This is a genomic window from Pirellulales bacterium (assembly GCA_035546535.1).
Lineage (GTDB): Bacteria > Planctomycetota > Planctomycetia > Pirellulales > JACPPG01 > JACPPG01.
On sequence record DASZWQ010000037.1, the window covers coordinates 47,310 to 70,296 of the forward strand.

18 protein-coding genes and 1 tRNA gene are annotated in these 22,987 nt (G+C 62.6%); 7 read left to right on the forward strand and 12 right to left on the reverse strand.

What is annotated here, in order from left to right:
- Nucleotides 1–298 precede the first annotated feature (298 nt).
- Nucleotides 299–2,374: a neutral/alkaline non-lysosomal ceramidase N-terminal domain-containing protein gene (locus VHD36_04685; GenBank protein HVU86592.1), complete on the forward strand. Its 2,076-nt coding sequence runs from the start codon at nt 299–301 to the stop codon at nt 2,372–2,374.
- 117 nt (nt 2,375–2,491) lie between these two features.
- On the opposite strand, the gene VHD36_04690 is transcribed toward VHD36_04685, so the two are convergent.
- The 7 genes from VHD36_04690 to VHD36_04720 all read right to left on the reverse strand — a co-directional run bounded on the left by VHD36_04690 (nt 2,492) and on the right by VHD36_04720 (nt 11,115).
- On the reverse strand, nt 2,492–3,424 hold the full coding sequence (locus VHD36_04690; GenBank protein ID HVU86593.1) for an alpha/beta hydrolase: 933 nt from the start codon (nt 3,422–3,424) through the stop codon (nt 2,492–2,494).
- A 45-nt stretch (nt 3,425–3,469) separates the two neighbouring features.
- A complete protein-coding gene (locus VHD36_04695; GenBank protein ID HVU86594.1) occupies nt 3,470–4,651 on the reverse strand; it encodes a lipid-transfer protein in 1,182 nt (393 codons plus the stop codon).
- Nucleotides 4,652–4,676: 25 nt separating this feature from the next.
- Nucleotides 4,677–7,292 carry an SDR family NAD(P)-dependent oxidoreductase gene (locus tag VHD36_04700; GenBank protein HVU86595.1) on the reverse strand — a complete coding sequence of 872 codons (2,616 nt, stop codon included), beginning with the start codon at nt 7,290–7,292 and terminating at the stop codon, nt 4,677–4,679.
- A 41-nt stretch (nt 7,293–7,333) separates the two neighbouring features.
- A complete protein-coding gene (locus VHD36_04705; GenBank protein HVU86596.1) occupies nt 7,334–8,482 on the reverse strand; it encodes an acyl-CoA dehydrogenase family protein in 1,149 nt (382 codons plus the stop codon).
- Entirely contained in the window at nt 8,479–10,062 is a 1,584-nt protein-coding gene (locus VHD36_04710) for a long-chain-fatty-acid--CoA ligase (GenBank protein ID HVU86597.1), read from the reverse strand. Before VHD36_04710 ends, VHD36_04705 begins: the two co-directional genes overlap by 4 nt.
- 7 nt (nt 10,063–10,069) lie before the next feature.
- Nucleotides 10,070–10,699 (reverse strand): TetR/AcrR family transcriptional regulator, encoded by a 630-nt coding sequence (locus VHD36_04715; protein HVU86598.1) that lies wholly within the window; start codon nt 10,697–10,699, stop codon nt 10,070–10,072.
- A 342-nt stretch (nt 10,700–11,041) separates the two neighbouring features.
- A tRNA-Asp gene (locus VHD36_04720) sits at nt 11,042–11,115 on the reverse strand.
- Nucleotides 11,116–11,377: 262 nt separating this feature from the next.
- Here VHD36_04720 and VHD36_04725 point away from each other — a divergent pair.
- On the forward strand, nt 11,378–11,521 hold the full coding sequence (locus VHD36_04725) for a hypothetical protein (protein HVU86599.1): 144 nt from the start codon (nt 11,378–11,380) through the stop codon (nt 11,519–11,521).
- 164 nt (nt 11,522–11,685) lie between these two features.
- On the opposite strand, the gene VHD36_04730 is transcribed toward VHD36_04725, so the two are convergent.
- Nucleotides 11,686–13,440 (reverse strand): lipopolysaccharide kinase InaA family protein, encoded by a 1,755-nt coding sequence (locus VHD36_04730; protein ID HVU86600.1) that lies wholly within the window; start codon nt 13,438–13,440, stop codon nt 11,686–11,688.
- Between the two features lie 57 nt (nt 13,441–13,497).
- Entirely contained in the window at nt 13,498–14,424 is a 927-nt protein-coding gene (locus VHD36_04735) for a tetratricopeptide repeat protein (GenBank protein HVU86601.1), read from the reverse strand.
- A gap of 371 nt (nt 14,425–14,795) precedes the next feature.
- On the opposite strand from VHD36_04735, the gene VHD36_04740 reads away from it, so the two are divergent.
- From VHD36_04740 to VHD36_04750, 3 genes are all read left to right on the forward strand, one after another.
- Nucleotides 14,796–15,626: an HAD family hydrolase gene (locus tag VHD36_04740; GenBank protein ID HVU86602.1), complete on the forward strand. Its 831-nt coding sequence runs from the start codon at nt 14,796–14,798 to the stop codon at nt 15,624–15,626.
- Nucleotides 15,627–16,670 carry a PfkB family carbohydrate kinase gene (locus VHD36_04745; protein HVU86603.1) on the forward strand — a complete coding sequence of 348 codons (1,044 nt, stop codon included), beginning with the start codon at nt 15,627–15,629 and terminating at the stop codon, nt 16,668–16,670.
- Nucleotides 16,671–16,916: 246 nt separating this feature from the next.
- Nucleotides 16,917–17,243 carry a DUF6793 family protein gene (locus VHD36_04750; protein HVU86604.1) on the forward strand — a complete coding sequence of 109 codons (327 nt, stop codon included), beginning with the start codon at nt 16,917–16,919 and terminating at the stop codon, nt 17,241–17,243.
- Between the two features lie 154 nt (nt 17,244–17,397).
- Here the strand turns inward: VHD36_04750 and VHD36_04755 are convergent, their stop codons facing one another.
- Complete coding sequence (locus VHD36_04755; GenBank protein ID HVU86605.1) at nt 17,398–17,799, reverse strand: cupin domain-containing protein; 402 nt, start codon at nt 17,797–17,799, stop codon at nt 17,398–17,400.
- 140 nt (nt 17,800–17,939) lie between these two features.
- Between VHD36_04755 and VHD36_04760 the strand changes: the two genes are divergently transcribed.
- Both VHD36_04760 and VHD36_04765 read left to right on the forward strand, forming a co-directional pair.
- Nucleotides 17,940–18,335, forward strand: coding sequence for a BlaI/MecI/CopY family transcriptional regulator (locus tag VHD36_04760; protein ID HVU86606.1), 396 nt, complete (start codon nt 17,940–17,942; stop codon nt 18,333–18,335).
- Nucleotides 18,328–20,235, forward strand: a complete 1,908-nt coding sequence (locus VHD36_04765; protein HVU86607.1) for a polysaccharide biosynthesis/export family protein — start codon at nt 18,328–18,330, stop codon at nt 20,233–20,235. Before VHD36_04760 ends, VHD36_04765 begins: the two co-directional genes overlap by 8 nt.
- A 315-nt stretch (nt 20,236–20,550) precedes the next feature.
- Here the strand turns inward: VHD36_04765 and VHD36_04770 are convergent, their stop codons facing one another.
- Nucleotides 20,551–20,865 carry an RNA-binding protein gene (locus VHD36_04770; protein ID HVU86608.1) on the reverse strand — a complete coding sequence of 105 codons (315 nt, stop codon included), beginning with the start codon at nt 20,863–20,865 and terminating at the stop codon, nt 20,551–20,553.
- 274 nt (nt 20,866–21,139) lie between these two features.
- On the reverse strand, nt 21,140–22,777 hold the full coding sequence (locus tag VHD36_04775) for an alkaline phosphatase (protein ID HVU86609.1): 1,638 nt from the start codon (nt 22,775–22,777) through the stop codon (nt 21,140–21,142).
- Between the last annotated feature and the right edge of the window lie 210 nt (nt 22,778–22,987).

Below are 22,987 nucleotides of genomic sequence, written 5' to 3' on the forward strand. Positions count from 1 at the left end.
TCGGTATCTCCCGGCACGTCGAAAAAGGGCGAAACTCAGGCCTCGCTCAGGCGGTATCGGTAGCGTGACGATTCGCAATGTCATCGGCTAGTGATGAGTGCCAGGCACTGCGATAATTGGAACCGCACTGGCCGGCCCATCATGCGCGCCGGCGCTCGTCCGAATTCCGTGATTGTCCATCGCCGATTGTTCGCCGCATGATTGTCCGCTGCATCACTGTCCACTGCATGACCGTCCACTGCATGACCGTCCACTGCATGACCGTCCACTGCATGACCGTCCACCTTGAGAACGCACCATGACCTCGCTCGCCGCATCGCTCGTCTTAACCTGCCTTCTATCGGCAGAACCCGCGAATAACTACCGCATCGGCCGCGCCGCAAGCGATATCACGTTACCGGTCTGGGGCGTGCAGATGTTGGGCTACGTACACCCGGACCAGATTGGCCAAGGGTTGCGGCAGCGGCAATATGCGCGGACATTCGTGATCACGGACACCGATGACCAGTCGCGACTGGCCTACGTCACGTGCGACATCGCGTTTCCGACGCACACTCTGAAGCTCGCCGTGCTCGAACGCCTGGAGAAATCGCTACCAGGCCGGTACACGCACGCCAACTTGATTCTTGCCGGCACTCACACGCACGGAGCGCCTGGCGGTTATCACCATCATCTCTCGACGAGCGTCCTGGGAGGCGATTTTTTCGTCCAGGCCTTCGAAGCTCTGGCTGACGGTATCGCCGAATCGATCGTGACCGCCGATACCGACTTGCGCCCCGGGCGCATTCTTTTCGCGCAAGGCGAAGTGACCGAAGCCAATGCCAATCGCTCTCTGGTCGCTTATCGCAACAATCCGGCCGACGAGCGGGCCGAGTACAAAAACGACGTCGACAAGACGATGACCTTGCTCGAGTTCGTGCGCGACGACGGTCCGATCGGTCTCTTGAACTGGTTCGCCGTTCATCCTACGTCGGTCAACTTTCACTACCGGCTGACGACCAGTGACAACAAGGGCTACGCCGCGTATCTGGTCGAGCAAGCCCACGGGGCGCGCCATCACGGCGGCGGGGAGTTTGTCGCCGCGTTCGCCAACACCAACTGCGGCGACTGTACCCCGAACTTGAATCTCGACGCCACGGGCCCGGGAAAGACCGATCTGGAAAGTTGCACGATCATTGGCCGTCGCCAGGCCGAGGCTGCCCAGCGACTGTGCGATGGAAAGGGCGATGTTGTTTCGGGTCCTATCCAGGTGATCCACACGTTTGTCGACTTCTCGCGTCTCGAGGTCGACGCCGAGTTCACCGCGGACGGCCAGCACCGGACTTGCCCGTCGGCCTGGGGTTATTCCTTCGCCGCGGGTTCCGATGCCGAAGGAGGTGGGCTGGCGCTGTTCCGTGAAGGAATGACGAAGACGGATCCGGCCGTCGACGCCGTCATTCGGCTCGCGTTGCCACAGGTGCGCACCACGCCCGAGTTTCTCGAATGCCAGAAACCCAAGGCCGTGCTGATCGCCAGCGGCCTGGCGAACCCGCCCATGCACGAACAGGTGTTGCCGCTAGCGCTCGCACGCATCGGCCAGTTGGCATTCGTCGTTGGGCCGGCCGAGTTCACGACGATGAGCGGGCGACGATTCCGCGTCGCCGTCGGGCACGAACTGGGCATCGACCCGCGCTACGTCATCGTGGCCGGATACTCGAACGACTTTGCCGGCTACGTCACCACGTGGCACGAGTATCAGTTGCAGCAGTACGAAGGGGGGCACACCTTGTTCGGCCCTTGGACCGAGGCCGGTTATCGGCAAGAGTTCGTCCGACTGGCACGCGCGCTAAAGGCAGGCAAGCAAGTCGAACCGACAGGCCAGTCCACCGATATGCGCAGCCGCGTGGCGAAGCCGACCTTGCTCGACGGCCCTGACGAAAAGCAACCGCCGGATGCGAAATTCGGCGACGTCGTCGAAGGGCCGCAAAACGATTACGCGCCGGGTGATGTCGTTTCGACGGTGTTCTGGACCGGCAGCCCGGTGAACGAATATCAACGGCAAGATCGCTATATGGCTGTCGAGCGGTTGACCGCCGCGCCTGACACGTGGGAAGTCGTCCGCGAAGATTTCGATTGGGACACCACCGCCCAATGGGAGCGGCCAGCCGCCGAACGCAAATCGTCGTCCGCGCGGGCTGGACAGCAAATGAGCCTGTTGAACCTCTCACCACCGAAATACAAGACCAGCCCCGATCCGTTCCGCGTCACGATCACCTGGGAGACCGCGGCCGACACGCCTCCGGGCACGTATCGGCTGGTCCACTTCGGACGATACAAAGAGGACGGTGCCGTCAAACGCTTCACGGCCCGTTCGCCCGCGTTTCAAGTAAAGTGAAGAGACTACGATTGCGCCGGGCGATGATGGGATGGTGTTGAAGCATCGCGCCTGGTGCCGGGGCCATAGCGAGTTGTCATTTGGGGGTCCTGGCTGTTGGCGCCGTCTGCATCGAAGTTACTGGGCCTCCGCGGCTTGCGACGGGGGCTGCGGCGCGGCCAGGTATTTGTCGAACCAGGCAACCGAGCCTTTGAAGGCCTTATCCCACTGGGCCGCCTCCGCGGGATTGCGGGCCGCATGGTGCCCTATGCCCTCCATCACGATCAATTCGGTCGGTACGGATTTCTCGTTCAGCTCGGCGAGAAGGTTCTGGCTGTTCTCGATCGGCACCAGGGTGTCCGTGTCGCCGTGGATCAATAGCGTGGCGGCATCGTCGCCGGTGACTTGTAGCCGTGGAGATAACGATTCGACCAGCGCCGGGTCGAAGGCAAACGCCGGCTTCAGCTTTTCGGCGAAGAGCTTGTCGATCGTCCCCTTCTGCAACAGCTGTTCTCGTTTCTGATCCATGTCGCGCAGGTCGGACGGTGCCGCGATCGCCACGGCGGCGGCCACTCGGCTGCTGGTGCGCGACAACTCATCGCGCGCCTCGGCATTGCCGTCGTCACCGGTCGTGGCGAGCATCAGGGCCAGGTGCCCGCCGGCGCTCGTGCCAATCACGCCCAGGCGCTTGGGATCGATCCCGTAATCCTCGGCGTGCAGGCGAATGAAGCGGATCGCGCGCCGCATATCGCCCACGATCTCGGGCACGGTGTACTTGGGATTGCTGCCGTGAAAGACCGAGAAAACTGTAAAGCCACGATCGAGAAACAAACCCACCAGGGGCGCCTTCGGATTGGTCGGTTCCCAGAACGAAAAATAACCGCTGCTATTGATTTGCACCACGGCGGCGCCATTCGCATTGGCCGGGCGATAAACGTGCATCACCAGCGCCATGCCGTCTTTGTGGCCGTAGACCACGTCCGGCGTGACCTTTGTCTCGTCGCCGCGACTGACACCGGCGCTGACGATCCACAACAAGCCGGCAAACGCTAACGAGATGTTGGGAAACATCTGTTCTCTCTCCTGCGGGAACGCGACCCGATGCGTTTTGGTGTTCTAGCTCTTGCGGTACATGGTCACAACGCACGCGCCGCCCAGCCCCAGGTTGTGTTGCAGCGCGATTTCTGCTTCTTCAACCTGTCGGTCCTGCGCCTGCCCTCGCAACTGCCAAACCAGCTCGGCGCATTGCGCCAGTCCGGTTGCGCCCAGCGGATGCCCCTTCGATAACAACCCGCCCGAGGGATTCGTGACATACTTCCCGCCGTACGTATTGTCGCCCCGCCAGATGAAATCCTCGGCACCCCCTTCCGGGCAGAGGCCGAGCGCTTCGTAGGTCAATAGCTCGTTGGCGGTGAAGCAGTCGTGCAGTTCGACCACGTCGACGTCTTCAGGGCCGATGCCCGTCTGCCGGTAGACGGCTTGCGCTGCCTGCTTGGCCATGTCGTAGCCGACCATGTTGATCATGCTCTTCGAGTCGAAGCTCGAAGGGTAATCAGTGGTCATCGCCTGGCCCGCGATGTACACCGCGTGGTCGATGCCATGCCTCCTCGCGAAGTCATCCGAGCACACGATCGCGGCCGCCGCGCCGCAGGTCGGTGGGCAGCACTGGAATCGCGTCAGCGGGTCGAACACTTCGTCCGAGGCGAGCACCTCTTCCACGCTGAGCTTCTTGTTGAAAAGCGCAAAAGGATTCCGGCTGGCGTGATCGCGCGCCTTGGAGGAAATCTTGGCAAACGTCTCGCGTTTCGTGCCGTGCCGCCAGCGGTACTCGCGTCCCGCGCCGCCGAACATTTGTGCGGCGGCCGGCGCCGCGTTGATTCCTTGCACGTCGTTCATCACTTCGGCGTGCTTGCCAACCGGGGGTTCGCGATCGGCGAACTTGGCGCTCAAAGCCCCCTTTTCCATCTTTTCAAAGCCCAACGCCAGCACGCATTCGGCCGCCCCACTCTCGACGGTCTGCCGTGCCAAAAACAGCGCGGTCGAACCGGTGGAACAATTATTGTTGACGTTGAAGACGGGAACGCCGGTCAGGCCCAACTCATACGCCGAGCGCTGTCCGCACGTTGAATCGCCGAAGACATATCCGGCGTAAACCTGCTCGATTTCGTTGTAGCCAATGTTGGCGTCGGCCAGCGCCAGGCGGCCCGCTTCGGCGGCCATCACATAATATTCGGGACTGTCGCCCGGCTTGGCGAACTTCGTCATGCCGACGCCGAGGATATTTGCGCGACCCTTCACGTTTTCGTCTCCCGTTTGCTGCGACTTAAGCGTTTGATGTTCCAACGAGAAAATCCAAATCGTGCGCGAGTCGCACGTTACCGTCGACGCGCAGCCGCCCACGCTGGAACAAATCCTGCGGGCTGGCCGCCCCGGCAGCCAAGGCCACCAGGTCTTCGTCCGTAATGCGGATCACTGCCGACGGTTCTGCGCTATCGCTCTCCGAGACCGCTGGCGATGGACCGCGGAAGTCGATATGCCACGTGGCTTCCGGTTCTTGAACCTTGAAGACCACGACCTGCCCGGCGGCCGCGGGCGGTGGGTAACGTTCCTTCTCGAAGCGCGCGGCTACACGGCGAAAAATCGAGGGCGCTTGCGCGCTCTTTTCACGACGTGGCGCAGAGGTTGTTTCGCCATTGGTCAGGCCCAGCCGCGCGTTCATCGCATCCTGAACCAAAGACGGATCGAGCTTCTTGAAGAATTCCAGCTTTTGCGCCGCGGCCATGTTGCCCGTGATTTTCAGCTTGCCAGACATGAAAAGCTTCATCGAATCGGTCGTGCCCAGGCACATGCCGACAAAATCCTCTTCCGAGCAGGCGAGCGTCGCGTCCGGCTGCGCCGCAGGCGCGGCCGTCACCGAGCCCGGACTGTTCTTCAGGTCCAGCGTCCACACGCTGTCGGGCTTCGAAAGCCGGAATTCCAGCACCACGTTGGCGCGCGATACCACGTCCGGCGTTTGCGAAACGTAAGTTCCGATCGCGCGGAAAACATCCGCGCTGGTGACCGTTGCCGGGCCAGCGGCGGCGGTCATGGATGCAGCAGCTGGTGCGGCGACCGTCGCAGCCACTGGCGTGGGCGCCGACATTGCTTCGCCCAGCTCGACGGCGGCGTTCTTGATCACCACCTTGTCGCGCTCCTTGACCGACGTTTCGAACAAGATGCGCTTGTCCGACTGTTTCCACATCCGCGTCACGAGCGTTTCGCCTGGAAAAACAACGCCTGTAAAGCGCACCTTGATATTGCGGAAGCGGCGCGGATCGCCTTCGCCAAAAGCCTTCAGCACATGGCGCCCGGCATAGCCGAACGTACACAAGCCGTGCAGGATCGGCCGGTCGAAGCCGAAGGCCTTCGCGAACGCGGGGTCGACGTGCAGCGGATTCCAATCGCCGGAAAGGCGATACAGAAGCGCCTGCGAATCGGATGTCTTCTCTTCGATGATCGCGTCAGGCTCGCGGGCCGGCGGAACGTTCACCTCGCCCGACGGCCCGCGCTCGCCTCCCCAGCCGCCGCAGCCGCGCAGGAAGGACGTCATTTCGTTGTACGCGATCTCCTGGCCTGCCTCGTCGAAGCTGCGCACCTCGACGATCGCGATGGCATGCTCGCCTTTGTCGTAAGCATCGCGCAATTTGATCTTGTGCTTGAGCGTGGCATTGATGGGCAGCGGCCGCCGGAGCTCGACGTATTGCTCGCCGTGCAGGATGCGATCGAACCCCACGTTCAAGCCCGGCAGGCTCGCGCCTTCCTTGGCCAACTGCAGCATGGCGTTGGCCGCGGGAAGGGCCGCGTAGGTCGGCAGTGCCTGGAAGTTTTCGCTTCCCTCGTTGAGAAACGTCAGCTCCGCCGGATCGAGAGGATTCGCACCGGCGCCGACGCCCAAGGCGTAGAGTGCCAGGTCACGCTCCGTGTAAGCGGCCTCGTATTCCACGGGCGGTTGCGATGCCGCGGCGTCGAGGTCGATAAATTCATTGCCGCCGCGGCGCGGCTGTGTCATGTGCTCCAAAAGCGCCGCCATCGACGCGGTCACGTCGTTGGGATGCGTAGCCTCTGCAAAATCGCAAATCTTCGACCACTGGTTCGCAATCTGCTCGGGTCGTAGTTCAGCGTCGTGGCGGAAGGCATGCCCCACGGAGCGTTCCCAGCGCAGCCTGGTAATGCATCCGGCCCCCAGCTCGAACAGGCCGCCGCTCTCTTTGCATGATTCGTGGCACAGCCACAGCACCAGCGGTGAGATCAGCTCCGGCTTCAAGCTATCGAACAATTCCTTCGGCAGCACGGATTCTGTCAATCGCGAGGCAGCGACCGGCGCGATTGTGTTCACCAGAACATTCTTGGAGCGCCCCTCGACGGCCAACGTGTTCGACAGGCCGAGCAGCCCGAGTTTCATGGCCGAGTAGTTGGCCTGGCCGAAGTTGCCGTAAATGCCCGCGGCCGAGCTGGTCATAATCACGCGCCCGTATTGCTTCTCGCGCATGATCGGCCAGGCGGCGTGCGTGACGCGGAAAGCCCCGTTCAGGTGTACGCGGTAAATCAGGTCCCAGTCTTCGGCGGTCATTTTGTGGAAACTTGAATCGCGCAAGATGCCGGCGTTGTTCACCACGATGTCGACCGTGCCAAAGGCGTCGAGCGCGGTCTGCACGATGCGCTCGCCCTCCTCGACCGAATCATGATTGGCAACCGCCTCGCCGCCGAGCGCTCGGATCTCGGCCACCACTGCGTCGGCCGGTCCCGCCGAGTGACCGTCGCCGTGGGCGCCCCCGCCCAGGTCGTTGACCACCACTTTGGCGCCCCGAGCGCCGAACATCAGGGCGTGCGAACGTCCTAGGCCGTTACCTGCGCCGGTGACAATGACCACGCGGCCGTCGAATCTCAATTGCTCAGCCATGTTCTTGACCATCCCTTGTGTGTTTTGCAGAAGCCGCCTGCTTAGAATCCCAGCGAGCGGCCGATGACTTCTTTCATGATCTCGTTGGTGCCGGCGAAGATCGTGGCGGCACGCGAGTCGATGTACGCCTTGGCGATCGGGTATTCGAGCATGTAGCCGTATCCACCGTGGAGTTGCAGGCATTGATCGACGACGCGCTTCTGCACGTCAGTCGTCCACCACTTCGCCATGCAGGCCTCGACCGGCGAGATGTTGCCGGCGTTGTGCTCGGTAAGGCAGCGGTCGACGAACACGCGGGCGATTTCGATCTCGGTCTTCATCTCGGCCAGTTTGAAGCGCGAGTTCTGAAACGTCCCGATCGGGCGGCCAAAGGCCTTGCGCTCCATGCAGTAGCGCGTCGTCCACTCGAAGGCGGCCTCGGCCGAGGCCACGGCGCCGACAGCCAAAATCAGGCGCTCTTGCGCCAGGTTTTCCATCAAGTAGTAGAAGCCGTGCCCTTCCTGCCCGAGCAGGTTTTCGCGCGGCACGTGAACATCGTTGAAGAACAGCTCGGCGGTATCCTGGGCGTGCATGCCCATCTTGTTCAGGCGGCGGCCGCGTTCGTAACCCGGCATGCCGCGCTCGATCACAACGAGGGACAATCCCTCGTGCGAACCCTGCTCCTTGGGCGCGGTCTTGACCGCGACGATCACCGCATCGTTCATGATGCCATTAGTGATAAACGTCTTGCTGCCGTTGACGATATATCCGTCGCCGTTCGGCGCGGCCGTGGTTTGAATCGCCGCCAGGTCGCTGCCGGTATTCGGTTCGGTCATGGCGATGGCCCAGATGCAATCGCCCTGCACCATCGGGGGAAACCAGCGTTTCTTTTGTTCTTCGGTGCCGAGGCGCAACAAGTACGGCAGCACGATATCGGTGTGCAGCGGGAAACCCGGCCCTGTCGCGCCGACCCGCGCCAGCTCCTCGGTGACGATGGCGTTGAAGCGAAAGTCGTTGGTGCCAACGCCGCCGTACTCCTCGGGCACGGCCATGCACAGGAATCCGTACTCCCCCGCTTTCTTCCACACATCGCGCGAGACTTCGCCATCCTGCTCCCACTGTTCGTGGTGCGGCACGATGTCTTCCGCGACGAAGCGGCGAAACGAGTCGCGAAACAGGGCGTGCTGTTGCTCGAAAATATTTCGGTTCATGATGCTGTCTGTGCGGCTGATTCGGGCCAATACGCGGCTCGCAATTGCCGCTTGAGGATCTTTCCGGCGCCGCTGATCGGTAGCGGCTCGGTGCGAAATTCGACACTGCGCGGGCATTTGAAGCCCGCGATCAGCGTTCGACAGTGAGAAATAACGTCGTCCTCGGTCAGTTGCTGGCCCGGCTTGAGGTGCAAGATCGCGTGGACCTGCTCGCCCCATTTCTCGTGGGGAATACCGACCACGGCGCACATGGCGACCGCGCTGTGTTTGCAAATGGCATTTTCGACTTCGGCGGAATAGACGTTCTCGCCACCGGTGATGATCATGTCCTTGATCCGGTCGACGACGTACAAAAAGCCGTCTTCGTCCATGTAGCCGGCGTCGCCGGTGTGCATCCAGCCGCCGCGCAACGTCTCGGCGGTTAACTCCGGCTGGTTCCAATAGCCCTTCATTACGCCGGGCCCGCGCACCAGAATCTGGCCGACGGTGCCGCGCGGGACTTCGCGGTCGTCGGGATCGGCAACTTTCACGTCGGCGATCTGAGCGGCCCGGCCCGCCGAGCGCAGCTTCGACACGTAGGGCCCGGAAAGTGCGTGATGCTTCGCCTCGAGCACAGTCGCCACAGGCGCCAGTTCGGTCATCCCGTAGGCCTGGGTGAAGCTCACCGACGGCATGACCCGCAGCGCCTGCTCGATCATGGCGCTGGGCATGGGCGAGGCGCCATAAGTAATCATGTTCAGGCTTGATAGGTCGTGGACTGCGGGATTGAACTCGGCCAGCACCATTCCCAGCATCGTGGGAACCAGCAACGTGACCGTCACCCGCTCTTCGCTAATCACGCGCAGCACGTCGGCGGGATCAAACTTCGGAATCACGACATGCGCGCCCGGCGCACTGGTGATGCCGACCATCATGGCAATATCGGCCAGGTGAAACATCGGTGCCGCGTGCAGATAAACCGAATCCTCGCCGTCCGGCAGGCGCTGCAGTGAGGCGATGGCGTTGATACTCATGTTGGCGTGCGTCAGGGTGACGCCCTTCGGCTCGCCGGTCGTCCCGCCCGTGTAATAGATGCCCGCCACGTCGTCCCCGTCGCGCATCGCGTCGTCGATCGGCGCGGCCTTGGCCAGCAGCTCTTCGTAAGAGAGAACATCCGCCGGCGGCGGTGCGTCCCCCATCGAGATGATGTGCTTTAGCTCAGGCGCCAACTGCTTGAAGAGGGCCAGCGACACGCCCATCTGCTCGGCCAGTTGCAGGACAGGATCGTCGACCAGCAGGACTTCCGCCCCCGAGTCGCGCAGCATCTGCACCAATTCCGGCGGCGCCGAGCGCACGTTGAGCGGCACCGAGATGCAACCCGCCCACCACGTGCCGTATATCGTTTCGATATACCGGTCACTGTTCAGCGCGAGGATCGCCACGCGGGAGTTCGTCCGCAGGCCGAGCCGCATAAGCGTACCCGCGAACCGGGCAATACGATTTTCGAACTCCGCCCAGGTGCGGCGTCGCGCGCCGAAAATCGTGGCTGGGCTTGCCGCGCGTAATTGGACCGCCCGACGAATCGCTCGAGTGAGTTGCATAGCCGACCTAATCCTCTTTGCCGGTGCCCCGACGTTCCTCGAGCACCGCGCTCATCAAACGCTCCCAAAGCTTGAGAGCCTGGCGGCGATGCCGATCGTCGTCTTTCACGATTTTTTGCAAGGCCATCCCGCGCATCATGTGCACCGTCAGGTGCATCATCAGCTCGAAATCGGGATGATCGACGTAACCCGCATAAAGCTCGCGTAGCAGTTGCGAGCTGGCCTGTGCGAACTCTTTCTCGATGGGCCATAGCGCCGTGTGCAGCTCACGATCGGTCCGCGAGGCGACGATCAAATCCAAGACCGCCATGAACAAGGAATTCGACGAATAGGACCACACCAGCTCGGTCATCTGCGGAATGCCCCGCTTGCCGGCCGGCAACGCCGCGGCTTCGCGACGCAGATCGGCGAGCCGACGATCGGCCAGGTGGCGAATGGCGCTTGTGACCAGCTCGACCTTCGACGGAAAATGATGCAGTTGCGCCCCGCGCGAGACCCCCGCGCGGTCCGCCACGTCGGTCGTGGTCATACGGGCGTAGCCCAGTTCCACCAGGCACTCGATCGCGGCGTCGAGGAGCTTTTCGCGCGTCGCGGCACTGCGTTCTTCTTGCGTCCGACGAGGGCGCTTTGAAGACATTTGGGTAGCGCGACGTGTGGTTTGTGCCATGGAAGAATCCGCCTTGGACGAAAGAAACAATCTATCCTGTTTGTATTTTGGAGCAAGCGTTTTCGCGACATTGGGACGCCGACTTTGGCGACCATGAAGTCCTGCTTCGCCTTCGGCCCCACGCAAAGCGGAGATCCATCGGAACGGCTGGCGTCCGTGCAGCTCAGTTCCGCCGATAAAGGCCGTCCCCAAGCCGATCGGCGATAGACAGCAAGTGGCCGAGCGTTTTGGTGCGCCGCCAGGCACCCAGAAAGCAAAAAGCCAGAACGACTTTGTCGTCCTGGCTTTGCGTTAATCCTGACAAGTTCTCAGCGAGGGCGACGGGACTCGAACCCGCAACCACCGGATCGACAGTCCGGTACTCTAACCAATTGAGCTACGCCCCCGAGGGCTGAAACGGTGAATTATAGCCCCGCCGGGACCCCTCGCAAGCGGTCCGCAGCCGGCGCCGGGGGCAGATCGACAGACCACGAGAACGCCCGCGAGCGCGACCGGCGCCCATTTCGAGATACCGACTTGCCGATCCGCCCAGGACCGGCGTCCTGTCGTGCCGAAAATACCGTCGGCGAGGGCGGCGCACCCGAAATGATGGCCTACGCTTTCCTCGGGCGCAACCCCGCGCGTAGAGGGCCACGGAGAGTTCGTCGCATGCACATGATTTCGCGGTATTTCAACGTCACGCTGCATTACTTCGATCGCCTCAACAGCCATCAATGGATCTGGCTCTTGATCGGCATCGTGCTGTTGGGCCTCTATTGCATGCGCGGTTTCGGCTCGCGCGCGAAGTACTAAGAGCGACGGGACGCTTTGAGCCGGCAGCCGTTCAAGGAGAAGACCTTTGCCACGGAGGTCGCAGTGGAGACAGAGAAGCGATTAGGAAATCGCCAACGAAATCCTGCCTCGGTGAACTCTGTGTGCTCGGTGGCTAATCCCTGCAACAGCAAAGCAAAAGAGCTTTACAGCACTTCCCGGCCCCCGGCGCGCATCTGGTTCGATAGGGCGCGGCTGCGGCGAGCAATCCTGCGCCAGAACCATTTCCAGGTGTGCTTCTCCAACGGCGCGACAGAGACGTAGGCACGCAAAAACCGCAGTCGGTCGGTACGCGTGACCCAGGGATGCGCTTCCATGCTCGTGGCCAGCCGCGCCAGATTGCGTGCGCGGCGCCGCTCGGTGAGCGAGCGCACGATACGTACACCGTCGAGATCGATCAAATAAGCGGTCAGCTTTCCCGCCCGCTCGGCCAACATGAGATTCTGTGCTTTCAAGTCGCGATGATCGACGTTCCAGGCGTGCATGCGTCCCAACATGCGCGCAAGCACGACCGTGGCGTGACGCGCCGCGTGCCGCCGATCGACCGGCGATAGCGCGGCCACGCGCGCCGCGAAATCGTGCAAATGATCCCCGTCGACCCATTCGGTGGCCAGGTAGCTTTCCCAGCGGGGTCCACCGGTGCGCGGCTCGACAACCAATAGCGGCCTGGCCGTGTCGATGCCGCGCTCGCGCAGCGCGTGCCCCAGGTGCCAGGCCCGCAACGCCCGGCTGCGCCGAAAGAACGCCAGAATGGCCTTTCGCCACAGCCGATAGCACGATCGCTTGTAAGCGGCGGGCGTAGGCCGTCCTTCGAGCAGCATCGTGGCCTTCACCACCTGGCTCGCTGAACAAACTTTGATCATCTGCGCATCAGGAGCCGCGAAGGGAGCGTCGGGCTGCTGCATCAAGGCCACGAGGTCGCCCCGCGCCAGATCGCGCACGGCATACCCTACGGCCTTCGATGTTTTGACGCGCGTGTAATCACGGTTCGAACGCAGGCAGCGCTTGTCGCGCTCGCTGAAGATTCGCCGCGCGTGGGCCCGGCTGCGGCGGACGATTTCATTGCCGGCGGCCACCGGATCGGCCAGCGTCAGCTCCGGTCGGGCGGCCAGGTAGGCTTCCCAGAATCTCCAGCGCTCGCTGCGCGATGAGCGGTCGAGCCATGCCGCGGCGAACATCGCCAGGCTATCGCGACTGTGCGTCCAGCCCAGCGGCGACGAAAACCACATCTTGGGCAGATCGATCAGGTGCAGTTCGGGCAGTGCGCTCGCCGATTCATCCGGACTGAGCGTGTTCAAGCCGACCAGGATATTGCCCCGATGGAAATCGGTGTGATAGACGCCGGCGCGATGAGCCGCGGCGCACAGCTTCGCCAAGGCGAGCGTGATCCGCGGCCGCAGCCGCGCCTGGTCTTGCGGGGCAAGCTTGGGCAGGCACTCATCGGCATAGCGCTCCAGAGTACAAGAATCGGGGATGGCCTCGCTGACAAAGTAGCTGTCACGCACCAATCCGCGGCGGGAGTGTTCGCCCAAGGCGATCGGCGTCACGGTCGGCACCTGGCGGCGGCGGACCTCCAGCGCATTGCGCCATTCACGCCGGGCAGCGCTGCCACGCAATAAGTGCGTCAGTGCGTTCAAGAACGCCAGCACACGATAGTGCTTGAGGAAGAACGACCGCTGCGGCAGGTCGACGCGGTAGACCGTCCGGTGCGAAGCATGCTTGACGACGTGGACGCGCCCTTCGGCCAGCCACTCATCCAAGCGCAACCCCTGTGGGCCGATGAGCAACGTTCGCCAGGCCGTTGAGACGCTCCAGCGCACGCCGTCGGTCGTTCCCGGCGCCAGCGTTACGCCGGGGGGCTCGTCGAGCAGCGCGTTTTCGACCAGTTGTGATCCTTCCATGAATCACCGGGCACGGATCGTCGGAGCGAAAGTGGCAAAACAGCGCAAGCCGTGGCGTTAGTACACCCCGGCCGCGGGATTGTACCCGAAAGCGTCACCTTGGCGCAGATCAGCCTCGGCCAGTTCGCTGTGGCCCAGTCTCTCGTGAACCAGCCCCCGATGATGGTACATCACTGCCATCGCGTTTTCGTGCCGACGAATGGCCCGAGCTAGCACCCGGCCCCGGTGGGGATGATTCGCCAGGAACATCCCCGTCGGCACTTGCTGCTCGGCGATTTCCAGGGCCCGATCAAGGTCCTTCAGCGCCTCACCATCCTCGCCTCGCAGGTAATAGATGTATCCGCGCGTATCCAGGTAATGAGCGTTGTCCGGCTCCATTTCGAGCGCCTGCTGAATGTCGGCCAGAGCTTCGTCGAGCTCCCGGTTGGCGATAGCCCGGATGTACGCGCGTGAGTTGAGCAGATGGGGCGCGGCACGATACATTCTCACCGCTTCGTTGATATCGCGAATCGCGTCGTCATGGCGTTCCATGCGCTGCAAGCACATGGAGCGTAGCTCGAAGGCATCGCTCGACGTCGGCGCCAGGCTGATGACTCGATTAAAGTCGGCCAGGCTGCCCTCAAGATCCCCCTTTTCCAGTCGCACCGTGCCTCGGAAGGCATAGATCTGAGCCGATTTATCGGTCCATGCCAGGGCCCGATCGAGATCGCGCAGGGCACCGTCCAGATCGTCGGCGGCCTGCTTCTGGAACGCATGCCCAGCCAGCCATTCCGCCACGCGGCGGCTGATCGGTTCGCCCAGCTCGGCGCGGACGATGGCCATCGTGCCAGCCCCGAGGGCCAACAGTATGAGCAAGAGACGCAGCGTGAAGGTGCCGCGCGGCGTGCGCCGTGGCGCTTCGGGCGACTCGGCAGCCTGCAAAGGGCCGAGGGTGGGCGGAATGGGAAACCCATGAGCATCCAGGCGAACGTCGGAAGGATTCATCGCTGTCGACCTGTGGAGAACGCCGCCCGATTACCGCTCTCGAAGCGTGGCAGAATCAATTCAAGTGGGGCCAATCAACTTTACAGTATCCCTGCCGACGGCGGCCGGCAAGTCACGACCGGCCGGCGCGGCCGCAGAGCCGCCGCCGGGAGGCGACAGGCGCCGAAAAGACGCTGCACGCTGCCCACGCACTCTGCGGTCGTGCGGATTTGGGTGCCTTGCCGGCTTGTACCGTTTGACTAAACTGCCAGTTCCTTGGCGATCAAACGGCCCCCGAGGCCCGGATGCCATGCCCCCGGCGGACATTTTGTCCGCTCACCGTTTGGCTGCTTGTGCATCCCGAATTTTCCAGAGAAGCAGCACTTTCTGCTATGTCCCAAAAAGTAGTTCCCTCAGGCGCGATCGAAGTTCTGCGTCCTGATTTTCCCCGCGGCGAATTCCGCGCGGTGATGTTCGACTTCGACGGCACGCTGTCGCTGATTCGCCGCAACTGGCAGGCCGTGATGATCCCCATGATGGTCGACGTGCTGGCCGAGATCGGCACCGGCGAAACGCGCGAGCAATTGCACGAGCACGTCGAAGAGTTCGTCATGCGGCTCAACGGCAAGCAAACCATCTACCAGATGATTCAGTTGGCCGACGAAGTGAAGGCCCGCGGGGCCTCGCCGCGCGATCCGCTGCATTACAAAAATCAATATCACGACCTGCTGTGGGAACAAGTCGGCGGACGCGTCGAGGCCTTGCGTGAAAAGCGCGTGGCCCCTGACGAGATGACCGTGCCCGGCTCGCGACGCTTGCTCGAGCAGTTACGCGATCGTGGGCTGACCTTGTACCTGGCCTCGGGCACCGATCTGAAATACGTCCGCGACGAGGTGGCCGTCCTGGGGCTTTCCGAATTCTTCGGCGAGCATATTTACGGCGCGCTCGACGATTATCGCAATTTCTCCAAGGCCATGATCATCGAGCGCATCATCAAGGATATGAACGTCGGCGCGCATCAGCTACTGGCGTTCGGTGATGGCTTCGTCGAGATCGAGGAAACGCGCCGCGCCGGTGGCGTGGCCGTGGGCGTGGCCAGCGATGAAGAAACACGCCAGGGCATCAATGCCTGGAAACGCGAGCGGCTGATCCGCGCCGGCGCCGACATCATCATCGGCGACTATCGCCAGCAAGACGAGCTCTTGGCGCTCTTGGGCTTGTAAATGAAAACCGCGCCGCTCGTTTCGCTGGCACGTCTCGAATCCCTGCTGGCCGCGCTCCCCAAGTTGACGATCGGCCTGGTCGGAGACCTGTTTCTCGATCGCTATCTCGAAATCGATCCCGAGATGAGCGAGCTGTCGATCGAAACCGGTCTGGAGGCCTACCAGGTCACGCGCATTCGCAACAGCCCCGGCGCGCTCGGCACCGTCATGAACAACCTGGCGGCGCTCGGCGTCGGGCGCCTCGTCCCGGTGACCGTGCTGGGCGACGATGGGCAGGCGTACGACCTGCTGCAAGAACTCGACCGCATGCCGGTCGATGCGAGCCACGTCATCCGCGACCCTGGCCGATTGACCCCCACATACACCAAGCCGATGCGCCGCGGCGAGGGGGGCGTCTGGCACGAGTTGAATCGCATCGATTTGCGCAACAAAGCCGCGCTGGCCGAAAAGACGCAAGCCCGGCTGTGCGAGATGCTGGCCGACGTGTTCGCCGCGACGGACGGCCTGATCGTGCTCGATCAGGTCAACGAAGAGGGCTGGGGCGTGATCACGCCGGCCGTGCGCCAGCACCTGGCCGCCTTGGCCGAAAAGCACCCCGAACGACTGATGTTCGTCGACAGCCGGGCGCAAATTGCGAAGTTTCGCCGCGGCACGCTCAAGCCCAATGTCCACGAGTGCCTGGCGGCGCTGGGTCGCAAAGCAACCGGCGCCGCGGATGAACCCGAGGCCGCGGCACGCGATTTTGCACGGCTGACCGGCTGCCCTCTCTATTGCACGGTCGGCGAACGGGGCATCCTGGTCGCCGACCCGCGGGAGGCGCCGGTGCTGGCACCGGGCTATCCCGTTGCCGGCCCGGTCGACATTGTCGGAGCCGGCGACAGCGCCACGGCCGGAATCGTGTCGGCCCTGCTGGCCGGCGCCAGCCGGCTGGAAGCCGCGGCGGTGGGAAATCTTGTGGCGTCGATCACCGTGCAACAGTTGGGCACAACCGGCACCGCCAGCCCCGTTCAGGTCCGCGACCGCTGGAATGTAGTGCATACTTGATTCGCGACGCCGCCGCGGCACAAGCGGGAAATCGCCCAGCTTTGCACCCTGGTCGGGACGTAACACCGGGCCCCGCCTACGTAAGCGCGCCGCACAGCTTTACCGTACCTGGGCGGCCCTCGTTGACGACTTGTCCGGGGAGTCCTACCATCGTCCGATAGGGAAGACATGTCGGGCAGCGGCCGCGAGATGCCGCGGCAATCCGAAGCGCATCTGTCACCTCAGCAGTGAAAGGGGGATTTGGCGATGCCATTGTTCGAAGTGGAAACCGAGTCGCATATCATCATTACCTGGGCAAACGACCAGGACGCGGCCGCCGCCGTCGTCCACGACGCCTATCCGAGCGAAAAAGTCTTGCGATTGACGAAGCGCCCCCGCGATACCTGGGTCATTTCCAAAAGCGCGCTGGGTATACCGCACTCGGGCGCGGATCTTTGCCATACGGCCCGCGATTGCCTGTCCAAGGCCGCCGGCGACAAAGTCCACGCCATCCGCCTCTATATGCACGAAACCGGTTCCGACCTGGAACGAGCCCGCAAGGTCATCGAATCGAACATGGTGATGGGCTGGTAGTGGGGGCGTAGCGACCTCCACTTGCCGCGGCCCGGGGCGACTGTCCCCGTCCCAAAGAAAGTCGAAGGGCGAAAGCCGGGAGCGCCGTCCGCTGGTGGCTCGGCATTCGCCCTTCGTTGTTCAACCGATCGCTGCTTCGCGACGCTAAGGCGGCTCAGGCCGAAGAGTCCAGAGCATCGCCCGCGCCCTGTTCATCGGGGAAAAACAAATCCCCGTCGCTAATGTCCGGGATGCCTACGACGAGCACGCGCATCCGCCCCTTGGCGCCATGCACGACCCCCGGGGGAATGTGTACGAGCGATCCCTTGCGGACCGGATGCTCGACGCCGTCCAGCCGGACGGTCCCCTCTCCATCCAGCACGTAATACAGCTCGGTCGCCACGCGATGGTAATGCTCGCGCGCGCCGTCGATATCGACGGCATGGGCCCACGCCGCGACATTCTCGTCTTGCCGGCTGACGAGCAAATGGCGCCATCCGCACGTGCTGCGCTCGCGCGGGGCTTCACCTTCGTGGCGGATCAAGAGCGATGTCGAGTCCGAGGGAACGCGTGCCATAGGAGGAGAATCCAGGAAGGGGTGACGCACTATTTGCTCTCAAGGATACCAGAGCCGGAGAATTCTTCTTGACGCGCCCGCCGATTCTGTTAATCTCCATCGACGTACGTCGCATCGACGTATATGGAGGAGAAACACGGATGCGTCGCAAAACAATGCACGGACTGGGGGACCTTCAGGCCAAGGTCATGGAACTGGTCTGGAAACGTGGCGAGGCCACGGTGGCCGAAGTGGCCGAGCATTTGGGCCGGCGGCGGCCGATCACTTACACCACCGTGCTCGTGGCCATGCAAAAGCTCGAAAAGAAGGGGTGGCTCAAGCACCGCTCGGCGGGCCGGGCCTATGTCTATCAGCCTGCGCGCTCGCGCGAGGATGCCCAGGCCGGTCTGATCACCGAAATGCTCGAAGCCGTTTTCGACGGCGATCCCAAATTGCTCGTCGCGCAATTGCTCGACGCCCGGCCGTGGTCGGGCGAGGAACTATCCGAATTGCGGCAACTGATCGAAACGCGTCGCAAGGAGAAACGCCATGGGTGAGTGGTGGAACTATGTGCCGACAAGCGGATGGCAACGATTCGCCATCGATGCGGCCTGGCAAAGCACGCTGGTATGTGTTTTGGCACTGTCGCTGGTTCGCCTGGTGCGTTTGAGACCCACGACGCGCGCCGCCGTGCTATTGGCGGCGACGATCCTTTGTGTCGTCGCTCCTGTAAGTTCCTACGCTGCGCGCTCCTCGGGTTGGGGAATGTTCGCTCCCGCGATCGAAGCCACGGAACGAGGGAACGAAGACCTTGGCATCGTGCTCAAAGCGCCCGCAGGTACACCGCAGGTGGTCCTGCATAATGCCGCGATCGGCAGGCCCGCTGAAATCCCACAACCCAAGATCGAATGGCCGGCAACGGGCTGGCGCGTTCTTGCCGTTCTCTGGCCTTTGGCATCGCTCGGGCTGGCCTGGCGATTGCTACGTAGCGCGCGAGCCCTGCAACGTGCGTGCTGGCAAGCAAGTCCTTGCGAAGATGAGGAGATTCGTGCGGCACTCCACCAGGCGTCGCGCACGCTGGGTGTTGACGCGCCCGAATTGCTCGTCAGCTCGGCCGTCGATTCGCCGGCGCTCGTGCTGTGGGGCCGGCCGCGGCTGTTGCTGCCAGCTCTGAAGGAACCACGGAACGACTGGCTCGCGATCTTTTATCACGAGCTGGCGCACCTGGCACGGCGCGACGGCCGTAGCCGGCTGGCGGTCGAAGCGGTGGCGATCATGCTCCCCTGGCAATCGCTCCTGTGGTTCGTGCGTCGCGATTTCCGCGCTGCTTGCGAAGAAGCGTGCGACGACTGGGCAATCGCGGCCGGCGCCGATCCGGTGGAATTCGCTTCGCTATTGCTCGACTTCGTGCCGCAAGCGCGACCGAGTTTGGCGCTCGGCATGGCCGAAAGCGTATCGGCGGCGCGGGCCCGCATCATGCGGCTTTTGGCCATGCAAGGCACGCCACGTCCACGACTCGGAAAGTTCCTGGGCCTGGCCGGCTGGGTCGTGGCGGGCGCGCTAGCCGTGGTGTTGGCCCTGCTGCAGTCCGGTCGGTTGCCCTGGCAGGGTGCGGATGAGCCTCCTTGGGGAAACACGCCCGTGTCCCTGGCTGCCGCCGAGGCCCGTTCTCCCTCGGAACGGCAGTCGCTGGGGCCTTACCGCGTCGAAGCTCCGGATGTATTGCTCATCGACGCGGTGAAGATCGTTCCCAAGCCTCCGTACAAAATCGAACCGCTCGATACGCTCGAGATCTTCGTGATTAACACGGTGCCCGATCAAAATATTGCTGGGCCCTATCCCGTCGAAGCCGATGGCACGATCATGCTGGGACCGGCCTACGGCGGCGTCAAAGTTTCAGGACTGTCGATCAGCGAGGCACGAGACACCATCAAGGAGCACCTGGAACAGATTATCCAAGCGCCTGAGGTGTCGGTGAGCCTGGCCGAATCGGCCGGTCAGCAGCAGATCGAAGGCGAACATTTGATCGGGCCCGATGGCACCGTCAACCTGGGAACGTACGGCTCGGTATTCGTCGCCGGCATGACGCTCGTAGAAGTGCGGAAGACGATCGAAGCACATCTGTTGACGTATTTGGACAATCCCAAGGTCTCGGTCGATGTCTTCAAATACAACAGCAAGTTCTTCTACATCGTGTGGGAACACGACGGAACGGACCACATCCAACGCGTTCCATATTCGGGAAATGAAACCGTCCTGGATGCGATCGCGCAGATCAGCAAGGACATGCGCCTGACGCCGAATACGCGAATATGGATCGCGCGGCCCGCTTCGGCCGATGGCCAGAAAGCGGCTTACGTTTTACCCGTCGATTGGCGCGAACTCTATCGCGGCGAATCGAATCGCACGAACTTCTGGCTCGAGCCGGGAGACCGGGTTTTCGTGCTGGAAAACTGACGACACCCTCGGACGGATCGTCGCCAGAGCAACTGACGTCGAAGCCGAAGCCGCGCATGGCTGGGTACGCGTTGTCGCTTTCAGCCAATTGCTTGGCGGGCCGAGCCAATATCTGTCGGCTCGGGAAAGACTGTCCCGGTCGTTCGCCTCACGACAGGCGAACGGCGAAATCGGCATCATTTCGCTGAATGACGTCTGACCTGCGGGCCTTTGAGCGCGCAGTGAAACAGCGACTGCTGCAGGATAGTTCGCAGCAAGGGTTCGTTAACTGCCGGCGCGCTTCAACACGCCGCCCTGTCGACGGGTATCGGTCGACTAGTAGCGACCGCGGCCACCACCGCCGCCGCCGCGACCGTAACCGCCGCCACCACCGCGATCCTCGCGCGGCTTGGCTTCGTTCACTGTCAACGGACGACCGCCGTGATCCTGACCGTTCAGGCCGGTGATCGCGGCCTGGGCATCCTTGTCGGAACCCATTTCGACGAACCCGAATCCCTTGCTCCGCCCCGTTTCACGATCCTCGATGACCTGCGCGCTTTGCACTTGTCCGTACTGGGAAAACATTTGCTCGAGATCCGAGCTGCTGACCGAGTAGGGCAGGTTCCCTACATACAACTTCTTGCCCACCATTCATCTCCTCTGCGAGGGCGTTCTGACCCGTATTTCGTGACGCGGGTCACTTGACTGACAGGGGCCCTAGTGCTGTGGCCCTAACTTGGAATGGTGATCGAGGTCACGGACAGATCAGCGAATCGCGCGTTTCGTACCTGACTCTCGACGAACCAAACAAGCGCTAAATATACCAAGAACAATGGCCAGGCAATACTACGCCCCAAAAAATGCGACCTGCGCTGGAAGGCCGGGAATTCGCGATTTCCGCGATGCCAATAGGTCCGATCGGCCGCTATCTGCCGGCCGAAGATCCGGGTGTGCCGAGAATGGCCTGCGGGTCGGTGAGGTGCAGGTAATGACCGTGATCGGCCGTGAGTATGACCGCGGTTTCGTCCCAGCAGCGGTGCTCGTCGACCCAATCGACCACGGCCCGAAAGGCCCGATCGCCGTGCAAAACGGCCCCGATCGAGTTGTCCACGTTGTCGTCGTGATTGGCCCAGTCGACCTCGCCGGCCTCGATCATCAGCCAGAAACCGTTTTTATTCGTCGACAGCACGGTGAGAGCCGCCCGCGCCATGTCGGCGAGCGTAGGGTTCTCGCTCAGATCCTGCGGCGAATAGACCTCGGCCAGCCGGCGCACGCCGATCGCGGGGTCGTACTTTCCGTCGGCCGTGGCGAACGGCAGGTGCCCCGTCTTGGCACCGTAGAAACCAAACAGACGTTTACCGTCCGTGGCGGCCGACTGCGCGGCCGCGGCCAATGAACCCTGGCCGCTTTTACCAACTTCACGCTGGGCGACGACATACTTGCCCCCGTGCTCCGCGTCGATCGCGTTCAGATCGGCGGCCGCGATGTACTTATTGCCCGGCACGAAGTTGTTCCCTTGCTTAAGATCTTCCTCGGCGTTTTCGCCCCAACCGGCACCGAGCAAAACATCGACGCCCGGCAGCGGGCTAGAACGATGCGCAATCGAGGGCAAGCCGAGCAAATCGCGGGTTAGATCCTGAAAGTCATCACGCGAGACGTTGTGCGCGTAAGCGCAGGCCGGCGTGGCGTGACTGATCGGCACGCTGGTCACGACGCCAATCGAATACCCCTTGGCCTGGAACTCGTGCGCAACGGGCGCCACCTGCCGCCCTGCGGGATCGATATTGATCGACACGTTGTAGGTCTTGATGCCGGCGCAAAGGCTCGTGGCCGACGCCGCCGAATCGGTCACCGCGTGCGGACAAACGCGCGACTTACCGATCAAGTAACTGGGGTCATCGCCGGGCGTCCAAGGATTGGGACCGCCGTGTGTCGAGTTGTAACCCCCGTAGATGCGCGGGCCTTTGTCCAACACCAATTGCGCGTTCACGTCGATATCCGAGGCATCGCTGGCGGGCGACGAGACGAAATATCCAAAGTCGGTCGCCACGCCGCGATAATCCTGAAAGTGCAGTCCGGTGCCGCGGCCCGACGTATAACCCACCTTGCCCGCGCCGTAGATCGCGGCTGCTTGCGTCGTTTGCCAATCCATCCCGTCGAAGACGATCAGCACTACGTACTTTTTGCCCCCAGCCAGTGCCGCGCGTTGCAACCTGGCAATATCCGTCTGGTCGAAGTATTCGGCCTGCGGGTTCAGCGTCTCGTCAGGCATTCGACCATAGAGCTGCTTCAGTCGTTCGGCGTCGCGATAGATGCTGCGCTCGCCTTTGACCGACGCGAGATCCATGCCGAACGTGTAGACAGGAATCAACCGGTTCGAGTGATTCGTCCACCCGGTGTACTTCGCCGGGTCGGGCCCCCAGTAGGCCCAGGGTGCGACGCCAGCCGTGATGGCTCGGGCTTGCAAATCTTTGACCAGGTCTTCGGCGCCAGCTCGCGGCATCGCAGAGGCGGCGAGCAAAAACGCGAGGACCAGTGAAATCGGACGAGGGGTCATGGCCATGATGTAAAACTCGGGAACGACGCAGGCGGGGCACCGCGGGCGGTATTGATTGCGGACGAACAATCGGCGAACTGCTCAGTTTAACTCATCGCTTATCGGACCGCGATGCCTGACAAGCGAGGCGGACAACCGGGCTTTGCGCGCCCTTGCCACCGGCAGCCGCCGGCCGAAAAATGACGCCGCACGATGCCGCATGGACCGTTGCCACTA

Coding starts and splice junctions, on each gene's coding strand:
- VHD36_04685 (HVU86592.1), top strand. CDS start 299: ATGACCTCGCTCGCCGCATCGCTCGTCTTAACCTGCCTTCTATCGGCA.
- VHD36_04690 (HVU86593.1), bottom strand. CDS start 3,424: ATGTTTCCCAACATCTCGTTAGCGTTTGCCGGCTTGTTGTGGATCGTC.
- VHD36_04700 (HVU86595.1), bottom strand. CDS start 7,292: ATGGCTGAGCAATTGAGATTCGACGGCCGCGTGGTCATTGTCACCGGC.
- VHD36_04705 (HVU86596.1), bottom strand. CDS start 8,482: ATGAACCGAAATATTTTCGAGCAACAGCACGCCCTGTTTCGCGACTCG.
- VHD36_04710 (HVU86597.1), bottom strand. CDS start 10,062: ATGCAACTCACTCGAGCGATTCGTCGGGCGGTCCAATTACGCGCGGCA.
- VHD36_04715 (HVU86598.1), bottom strand. CDS start 10,699: ATGTCTTCAAAGCGCCCTCGTCGGACGCAAGAAGAACGCAGTGCCGCG.
- VHD36_04725 (HVU86599.1), top strand. CDS start 11,378: ATGCACATGATTTCGCGGTATTTCAACGTCACGCTGCATTACTTCGAT.
- VHD36_04730 (HVU86600.1), bottom strand. CDS start 13,440: ATGGAAGGATCACAACTGGTCGAAAACGCGCTGCTCGACGAGCCCCCC.
- VHD36_04735 (HVU86601.1), bottom strand. CDS start 14,424: ATGAATCCTTCCGACGTTCGCCTGGATGCTCATGGGTTTCCCATTCCG.
- VHD36_04740 (HVU86602.1), top strand. CDS start 14,796: ATGTCCCAAAAAGTAGTTCCCTCAGGCGCGATCGAAGTTCTGCGTCCT.
- VHD36_04745 (HVU86603.1), top strand. CDS start 15,627: ATGAAAACCGCGCCGCTCGTTTCGCTGGCACGTCTCGAATCCCTGCTG.
- VHD36_04750 (HVU86604.1), top strand. CDS start 16,917: ATGCCATTGTTCGAAGTGGAAACCGAGTCGCATATCATCATTACCTGG.
- VHD36_04755 (HVU86605.1), bottom strand. CDS start 17,799: ATGGCACGCGTTCCCTCGGACTCGACATCGCTCTTGATCCGCCACGAA.
- VHD36_04760 (HVU86606.1), top strand. CDS start 17,940: ATGCGTCGCAAAACAATGCACGGACTGGGGGACCTTCAGGCCAAGGTC.
- VHD36_04765 (HVU86607.1), top strand. CDS start 18,328: ATGGGTGAGTGGTGGAACTATGTGCCGACAAGCGGATGGCAACGATTC.
- VHD36_04770 (HVU86608.1), bottom strand. CDS start 20,865: ATGGTGGGCAAGAAGTTGTATGTAGGGAACCTGCCCTACTCGGTCAGC.
- VHD36_04775 (HVU86609.1), bottom strand. CDS start 22,777: ATGGCCATGACCCCTCGTCCGATTTCACTGGTCCTCGCGTTTTTGCTC.